Origin of the sequence: Anaeromicrobium sp. (assembly GCF_025210435.1) — a bacterium.
In the GTDB taxonomy this organism is placed as follows: Bacteria; Bacillota; Clostridia; order Peptostreptococcales; family Thermotaleaceae; genus Anaeromicrobium.
On the sequence record NZ_JAOART010000097.1, the window covers coordinates 1 to 8198 of the forward strand.

At 29.8% G+C, this 8198-nt stretch carries 14 protein-coding genes; all 14 read right to left on the minus strand.

Going from position 1 to position 8198, the window contains the following annotated elements; translation table 11 throughout:
* Positions 1–174: 174 nt before the first annotated feature.
* Positions 175–390 (minus strand): methyltransferase domain-containing protein, encoded by a 216-nt coding sequence (locus tag N4A57_RS18660; RefSeq protein ID WP_442863859.1) that lies wholly within the window; start codon positions 388–390, stop codon positions 175–177.
* Between the two features lie 244 nt (positions 391–634).
* Positions 635–796 (minus strand): hypothetical protein, encoded by a 162-nt coding sequence (locus N4A57_RS12030; RefSeq protein ID WP_293658240.1) that lies wholly within the window; start codon positions 794–796, stop codon positions 635–637.
* Positions 797–940: 144 nt separating this feature from the next.
* Positions 941–1348: a hypothetical protein gene (locus N4A57_RS12035; RefSeq protein WP_293658241.1), complete on the minus strand. Its 408-nt coding sequence runs from the start codon at positions 1346–1348 to the stop codon at positions 941–943.
* A gap of 39 nt (positions 1349–1387) precedes the next feature.
* Positions 1388–1516 carry a hypothetical protein gene (locus N4A57_RS12040; protein WP_293658242.1) on the minus strand — a complete coding sequence of 43 codons (129 nt, stop codon included), beginning with the start codon at positions 1514–1516 and terminating at the stop codon, positions 1388–1390.
* Between the two features lie 498 nt (positions 1517–2014).
* On the minus strand, positions 2015–3058 hold the full coding sequence (locus N4A57_RS12045) for a hypothetical protein (protein WP_293658243.1): 1044 nt from the start codon (positions 3056–3058) through the stop codon (positions 2015–2017).
* A gap of 185 nt (positions 3059–3243) precedes the next feature.
* Positions 3244–3417 carry a hypothetical protein gene (locus N4A57_RS12050; RefSeq protein ID WP_293658244.1) on the minus strand — a complete coding sequence of 58 codons (174 nt, stop codon included), beginning with the start codon at positions 3415–3417 and terminating at the stop codon, positions 3244–3246.
* Between the two features lie 213 nt (positions 3418–3630).
* On the minus strand, positions 3631–4422 hold the full coding sequence (locus N4A57_RS12055; RefSeq protein WP_293658245.1) for an EFR1 family ferrodoxin: 792 nt from the start codon (positions 4420–4422) through the stop codon (positions 3631–3633).
* Positions 4423–4436: 14 nt separating this feature from the next.
* The gene (locus tag N4A57_RS12060) at positions 4437–4997 is read right to left on the minus strand and encodes a nitroreductase family protein (RefSeq protein ID WP_293658246.1); all 561 of its coding nucleotides are present in this window, start codon (positions 4995–4997) and stop codon (positions 4437–4439) included.
* Between the two features lie 302 nt (positions 4998–5299).
* Positions 5300–5752: a MarR family winged helix-turn-helix transcriptional regulator gene (locus tag N4A57_RS12065; protein ID WP_293658247.1), complete on the minus strand. Its 453-nt coding sequence runs from the start codon at positions 5750–5752 to the stop codon at positions 5300–5302.
* Between the two features lie 273 nt (positions 5753–6025).
* Complete coding sequence (locus tag N4A57_RS12070; RefSeq protein ID WP_293658248.1) at positions 6026–6154, minus strand: hypothetical protein; 129 nt, start codon at positions 6152–6154, stop codon at positions 6026–6028.
* 58 nt (positions 6155–6212) lie between these two features.
* Entirely contained in the window at positions 6213–6593 is a 381-nt protein-coding gene (locus N4A57_RS12075; protein ID WP_293658249.1) for a hypothetical protein, read from the minus strand.
* Entirely contained in the window at positions 6590–6718 is a 129-nt protein-coding gene (locus N4A57_RS12080) for a hypothetical protein (protein ID WP_293658250.1), read from the minus strand. Before N4A57_RS12080 ends, N4A57_RS12075 begins: the two co-directional genes overlap by 4 nt.
* Positions 6719–6960: 242 nt before the next feature.
* A complete protein-coding gene (locus N4A57_RS12085; protein WP_293658251.1) occupies positions 6961–7488 on the minus strand; it encodes a hypothetical protein in 528 nt (175 codons plus the stop codon).
* A 388-nt stretch (positions 7489–7876) separates the two neighbouring features.
* A partial coding sequence (locus N4A57_RS12090) for a hypothetical protein (protein WP_330671512.1) occupies positions 7877–8198 on the minus strand: 322 nt, incomplete at its 5' end.

The following is an 8198-nucleotide window of genomic DNA, read 5'->3' on the forward strand; positions in this document are numbered from 1 at the left end:
AATAGTATCTCTTGGATTTATCAATGCGCTAAAAGTAATATTCCTTTAGATGAGGTTTTGAAAGCGTTAAAAGCTGCTTAAGGATTAGTGTAATCACCAACTGTAAAAAATTGTAATTAAATTTAATCATTTAGAGTATAAGTTTTAAATTTTTATGTTGTTTCATACTACCTCCTAAATTAATTCAACTGAATGTCTATTAATAATCATATCAAAGGAATTATCTTCAAATGGTAATTCATTATCTTCATGTGCTTGACGGACACATATACCTAATGGTAATAATTTTTCCTTACACAGTTTAACATTTGGTTCCCAAGCCTCTGTAACAGCGGTTTTTTCATAAGGATGATTTAATGACAATAAAAATTCTCCACCACCTGTCCCCACATCAAGTAACTGATAGTGAGACTTTAAATACTTTTTTAATAATGCTTTGTAGTCCCAAGGTAATTTCTCCTCTTTCCACCTATTGTCTAAATAGGAAAAATCCCATCCTTGAAAACTCTTTTCTTCATCTTTTTTCTCATTATGAATTCACCTACTTTCATAGAATACACAAACAACTCTTGTCTTTATCTTATTACCGCTCTAATCTTAATTTCATGTTTAACCACTGTACAAATCTAATATATTATCCAATCTTATCTTCACTATTTTTTTCTATATAAATATCAAGTGCTTTTATTCCCCTCTTAGTAACTTTGACAAATAGTATAAATCCATATATAGTAAATCCAATAGATATAATTAAAAGAACAACATTTATTAATGCAAAATACGGAAATAACGCCATTGTAACTCCTCCTTTCTAAATGCCCATACTCTTTCACCCTTTAAACATTAGTACACATTATAGAATTTTCTTAAATCTCATTACACATACTGTGATAATGACTATAGATTTCGTATTTATAAATCAGCTTTATATGTGTCTACTTCAGGAAAATATATTCATTTCCATAGACATTTGAAAATTGATGCTGATTATTTCAAATACATGGTCATACGTCTGTACAATAAATTTCTTAAATGGCTCACCTTTAATTATTGATGCCTTAGCAGCTTCTTCATCATCCAAAACTTCATAAAAACTTGATCCCATAAAACAGTCCTCGTTATTTCTTATCCATACATCTAAATGAACCTGACTATATGAATGAATGCCTCTGAACTCCAATACATAAGGAGCAAAGTCGTCACTATTACCTTCACTTGAAAGATTTAAATTGATTTCTCCTATCAATTTTAAAACTTTATCAACAGGCTGGTAGTCAACACTATCTAGATAGATAGCATCTCTTCCCTGCAAATTGCCTACTTGTGTTTCAATATGTACTATTCTCATAATGATCTGCTCCACTAGTTCTTCTTATTTATTCTCAATTTAAAACGGATTTCCTTCCCAATCATCCTCTAAGAATAAATCTTCATCTAAACTATCCCTTTCTTCCTTTTCTTTGACATATTTATCTCCTTCTCTTATTACTCTAGGTATTGTTAGAGTTATTTTCACAACATTTACCTTTCCTTATCAGGTGAAAAACGTTCTTTAGATGTACCAATAACATCCCTAGAATCTATGTGGTCCTATATCAATACAAATATTAATACTATAACATAAGATTTCCTTATTCTCATCTATGCTTCCCCTTTATACTAAATATAGAGTAATCTTCACATAAAATACTTTGCTACTATGGCATATCTATCATCTGTAGTTTTGATTTGAATCATCATAATACCTTCTCATTTAATAATTAGAATGCTGTCTAACTTTACATTGTCCTACATCTTTTTCATAGGATAAAAAAAACCCTATCTTATCTGTCGTAGCTCTAAAGAACCTTTACATTTTTACCCTCTTCTAAAATTTTACAACAAAATACCCTATTGTAAAATAAAAATGTTTTTTCATTTTACAATAGGGTTACTATACTTTCCTTTCTATTTTACTTTGAAAATATACCAATAAATAATATATATTAAAATAATAATTTACAACTTATATGTATTATTTGTTAAAACTCAAAATAGATAATTTATAATGTTGATGACCTGGTTTTAAAAGATTTACTTCTTTCCATTTATCATTTACCTTAATATATTCATGTATTAATATATCTTCACCATTTGTAATTCTTATAAAATCAAATCTGTATTCATTGTCTTTTCCTTTTGCATACATTGATATATATGAATCCTTTTTTTCTACTTCATCAATTTTATCAATAAGTTTATACCAGTTACCATAAACAATCTGGACAAGAGCCTTACTATCCCAATCCCAGCCATGCCACGGAGCACAAAGGAAATCTTCTGGTATATAATCTACAGATTTTATTTTCCATCCTTCTTCTTCATCATAAATCGTTGTAAGAATTCCATAGTAATAAGCAAAATAGGTAGGTTTATATTCTTCCTCTTTTGAATAAGGTGGTCCAGTTATTATTTCAATTTCTACCATATAATATTTTGTATTTTCAGGAGTATATGGAGGTTGAAATGCTGAATATAATTTTAATAAAGTAGTATGTCCTATACCTGAAAAAGAATCTATGAATTTATTTAATGATATTTCTTCTTTAGTTTCACTACTTAATAGCTCATAAGCAAAGGGATAAGGAGTTCTGCTACGCCCTACAGTACCGCATCCACCATTGTAACCTATCGTATTAGATGCATCCTTTAATATGGAATAATAGGCATTAATTACATCTGTAGGTTTATTATACTTTTGTGGATATTCTATAGGAATATACGGAGGTAATAAATCTTTATATAAACCCTCATAACCTTTATATTCATATTTTAATTTCAATGCTGGTTCTTTAGATGGTCTTTGAAATCTCTCCCCATCAAAATCATTCTCATTTGTGTTAATAACAGGCCTTGATAACCCTGTTTCATTCTTCTGTTTTTCAAATTCATGTATATATCCACCTAATACATAGGGTTGTGAGTTGTTCTTTATGATTTTAAATAAAGTCAATGATAAAACTATAGTAGCAATTATAAATGTCAATACTCGAATAATATCCTTTTTATAAATAATCATCTAATCTCCTCCCACTTTAATCTATGCAAGATAAGAGATTACAAGAATATATTTATATAAAATTAAATTTAATACTCACATTACGGTATATAATACTATGTTTGGTGAGCTCCAACATTAGAACTATATATAGCCCTATAGATTTCTTGATGTTAAAGTGTATATTCTAAAACTAGGTTCAACCCCTAAATCCATATCTGGCATTCTTCATATACCCTTTTATATACTTCATCATTTATTTTATATTGTTCTTTCAATATTATATTTAACATTACATCTATCAAGTTAGTATCTGTATTTGAAAAAACATCTATAAAACTTTCTTCATTATTTAGCTTTTTCAAAGTATCTATAATCACTATATAAGTATTAGGATAATTTAATTTTATTTCTGAATAATGCCTAATATTCCCACAATTCCCGACTCAGCTCTACTTATTCTATACTCTTGTATATTTTAACATTCCAAAAGTAAGAAAACACGCCCCATTTTGGATAATCAGGGACGTGTGAGAAATTGCTGTACTATGGGATGTTATTTTCCATTTCTATTCCGATTTCAATATGAGACCTTATTTACTCATTCTATCAACAAGTTCTTTTGATGGACCTTTATACTGGTATTCACCCTTAAAACTCTTTGCATTAATTGCTTTCTTTGGACAAGTGTTGTAGCATGCCCAGCATCCGTTACACTTCTGGTGATTAACAACAGGATTTGGGTTCATTTCTATTGCATTATATCCACAGACTCTAGCGCAATTACCACAGTTGACACACTTCTCCTGATCGATTTGCTGAATTCCAAAATCCTTTTTCACCTTGTCTCTTGCCATGCTTGGAACCAATTTCTTTAAGCTAAAAGTCCTTAGTAAAGGTTTGAGATCTTCACCCTCCTCTATCTGAGTAATACTTCTTTCAATTTGAGCTATAAATCTATCATAATTGGACATTTCTTTTGGCGATGGCTCACTAGTGGAGTGTTTTCCCTTTCTCTTCATTGGTGGATAATTCATAGGCATGATCAGAGAGTGTCCTGCAACGACTTTAAAACCACGAGCATCTACTTGCTTTGCGAATTCTATTTGAGTAGGACCTGTAAATCGGCCGTAAGTATTTAGCACAAATGCCGGTTTTCCATTCTGAAGGCTAAGGGTTTCAATGAATCTCTTCATAAGAGTTGGTGGTCCAAGATATTCAGCAAATGAAGCAAATCCCACAAAATCATAACTATCACATTCAATAATGTTGTCATTGGCTATATCACAAAGCACAATTTCTGCATTGTGAATGTGATTCTTTAAATAATTAACTGCTAACTTTGTATTTCCTGTGCTTGAGTAGTAATAAATAATACCTTTCATTCATTTCACCTCACTTATCTAATAAACTTATATTTACCATTTCTACGTGGATATGCCTTTTCTGGCCTTGATTCTATATGACCTAATGAGATAGCTAATTGGGGAATTTGGTTGTCCCCTAAATTTAATTTTTTTCTATATTCATCACCCTTGTGGCTATTAAAAAGTCCTTCTAATGCTGATATCCAGCATGCGCCAATATTCATAGACTCAGCTGCAAGAAGCATATTCTGTGTTGCTGCTATACACTCAGCTTCTGGCATCATGGCTTCTTTATCCGCTGAAACTATAATTACTGTTGGTGCATTATAAAATACATGATAGTCTTCTTTGCTGTTTAGTTTTCGTATCACTTCAGCATCTGATTTCTGTCCAATTAATTTAGATTCTTTACTTAATTCATTAAGTAATTCTCTATCTTGAATAACTGTAAAGTTCCATGCTTGCTGTTTCTGAACAGATGGTGCATGTTGCCCCGCATTAATAATTTCTATGATTTGTTCATCTGTTAGCTGTGAGTTCTTAAACTTTCCAGTCATTCTTCTTTTTTTGATTGTTTTAATTACTTCGTTCATTTTTTCATTCTCCTTTCCATCATGTTTGTTCGCGTACGAATTTAATGCTTAAAAAATATAGTGCTGATAATAATACAATAGGCCAGTTTAAGCCTAAAAAATACATCAGTAGGGTAACAGGATTATCCAATACCTGATAAAATGATTAAGAAGCTTATAATTCTTTTTATGTTTTTTATTGTCACCTCCACTCTTATTTTCCTCATACATTCCTACGATGGGATTTAGTAGTAATTCTTTTCAAGATCATTGTTAGTTCATGTACGAACTATGTATTTGAATAAAAATACTCTTTCGAGTATTTATATATCTCTTAAATTTGAAATAATATGGTCTACGTTTTTTTCAAATTTATCACGAGTGGTATTATCAAAATTTGAGTAGAACTTAGTTAGCAGTTGTTCTGATATACGGTCAAGCTCTTCACGTATCTTTTGCCCCTCTTCTGTAAGAACAACAGTGAAAGACCTTTTATCTTCTGTAGATAATATTTTCTCAACAAAGCCCATATTGTGATACTTATTTATCACCTCTGATAAAGATGACTTTGATATTTCCCATGTGTTATATATATCTGTAAATGCTAGGGGTTGTTCAGAATCAGACAAGATGTAGAAAAGGGGAATATGATTCATCAAAATTGGTAAACCAAGCTCCTTAATTTTTCTTGAGTAAAACTTATCTGTCAATGAAATAACATCTCTAAGCTTTAATGCGATACAATCATAATCAACTAATTTACAATCAACGCTCATTATCCCACCTCCTATTTGTTCGAGTATGAACTAATTTTAGCACGTGAAATTATTGTTGTCAATAGAGTATGTTGTATTTTTATTCAATTATAATAGTACTAACCTCTGGTTTATTAAAATTCTAAAAGGAAATATACTATTGCCTAATGCTCTACTAATTACTTGTATACTCCCATTTCCTTCGTGTATCCCTTCATAATATTATGAATTAATTTAAAAATGTAAAGTTATATTAATTAATAATTTTTAATTTGGCTAAATTATATATGGAAGCTACATTCTCCAATCAGGACCGAATATTCCTCCAAACTTTACCCACCCTACCTTTTTTATGCCATCAACTTTTTCATCCACTGCTTTTATGTCTAATATAGACATTTTTCCATTCTTATAGTTTGCCAAATTATATGAATTTTTCTTCTATATACTCGCTCCTCCAATATTACATAATATAAGAATATTATGTAGGAAACCTCTCTTCATAAAAGTATTTTTTTGTTGGTAAAACAAATATTAATTCTATAACTGTAGTCATAATATTTGTGGAAAGGTATGGTTGTTTGTTTCGTAAACAGCAAATATATACTATTAAGAAAAATATATTGTAATTTACCATTAGCCAATAACCCCATTTTTTAAGCTTCAAAAATCCATAAGATGCTATTAGGAGAGTTATAGACAATAATAGCTTAATAACGGTATTTGATAAAACATATGATTGTATAGTATAAAAGCCAAAACCTTCTAGAAAACCAGGAAATAATGATGCTATTGACACTAAAGCAAATAACATGTTCATATCCCCAATAAAAGTTACTATCCAAGGTCTTTTTTCACTCAATATATATCACTCCCTATAAATTCGTAGTCTTTTACTATTTTACAATATCTATTATAGATATTTTGCCATCCCCTATAAAATCTTACCAGGTTTCCATTTTCATACTCTATTAATTTCCAATTCATATTGCCCCTTCTAATAAACTAGCATTGTTAGTCGGGTAAGTCAGAAGGGTTGCCCCCTCTTTCTCCACTAAGAACCCTACGTGACACTTTCACGTCATAGGGCTCAAGTCATTTAAAACCAGTTTATATCAGAAACTGGCAAGCCTTTTCTTTTCTTGCAATAGTCCTCATCTATTGGTAAATAAGGATTAACATCAAACTCTATTAAAACATGTCTTATTATTTTAAAGTCACTAGCTTAATCAAAATGGATTTTCAATTTCTTCCCATTCTTTTGTAAAAACATCAAATTTAATAAAGAATTGTCTATCACCATTCTTAACTTTACCATACAAATAACCATCACCATAGCCACCTTCTATCCAATTATCTTTTGATGGAATTGGAATAAAATTCTTACTCTGTATAAATGGATTTGCAAGTTTATATATTTCCGAATAATAAACATCGCCATTGGTGATATTTGTAAAGTTCAAAGAACCCTTCACTACTAGATTAGTTTGGGGAGCACCTGAGATATACTCGTAAACAGTTCCAGTTTTTGAATTGACACTATATGATGTGCCTTCAACTGAAGTATCTTTGGGAATGTAAGAAAATGTGAAGATCTCACCATTTTTTTCCATGTCCCAATCTTGGATATCTTTTATATCCATTTTTTCATTCATTAAATTTATAATCTCTGCTTCATCTAAAGGTAATTCCTTCTCAGTTAAATTATTACAACCTGATAATAATAGCAGAATAATAATCAATAATAATTTTCTCATCTTTACACCTCATATTAAAAATATTTAATAATTACTCTTCTTTTAAGTTCTTTTCCTTTAAGTCGGTAAATTTAGGTACTTCTATGAAATGAATCTCAACTAAATCAGTTATCATATAGTCTTTTTCTTCATCTTCCCATAAGTTAAACTTTTGATGAAGTTTATCTCATTGTATATAGTCAAAATCCAATATTATGAAATGCAATAAAAATCATATATAAATGGCCTATTTCCATCTGAATGATCAAAATGTAATGCTGAACTATCATACTCTATGATAAAATTATTTGATTTTACGTCAAATGCTTTCATATAACGGTATTTAGGCTTCCTGTTGTCCTATGTTTTCTTATAGGATGAATAGGAAGCCTTTGCTATACTCAGTGCTTTATTTATTCATGATTTTAAATATTTTTTCTTCTGATACTCCTGTTAAAATCTTAATTTTTTCTATTTCCATTCCTATTTGCAACATATTTTTAATAATTTCTATTTTACCTTTTTCTATTCCTTTCTCTATACCTTGTTTTATACCTTTTTCTATACCTTTTTCTATACCTTTTTTCTCCGCTGTCTTTATATCTGCGCTATATATTCTAAGTCTTTTTAAATCATTTTCATATATTTCTCTTTCTTCTTTATTCAGTGACATGATATCTAATTTTTCAATTGCCTTTTTTATGGTTATTTCTTCTTCTAATTCTTTTGGT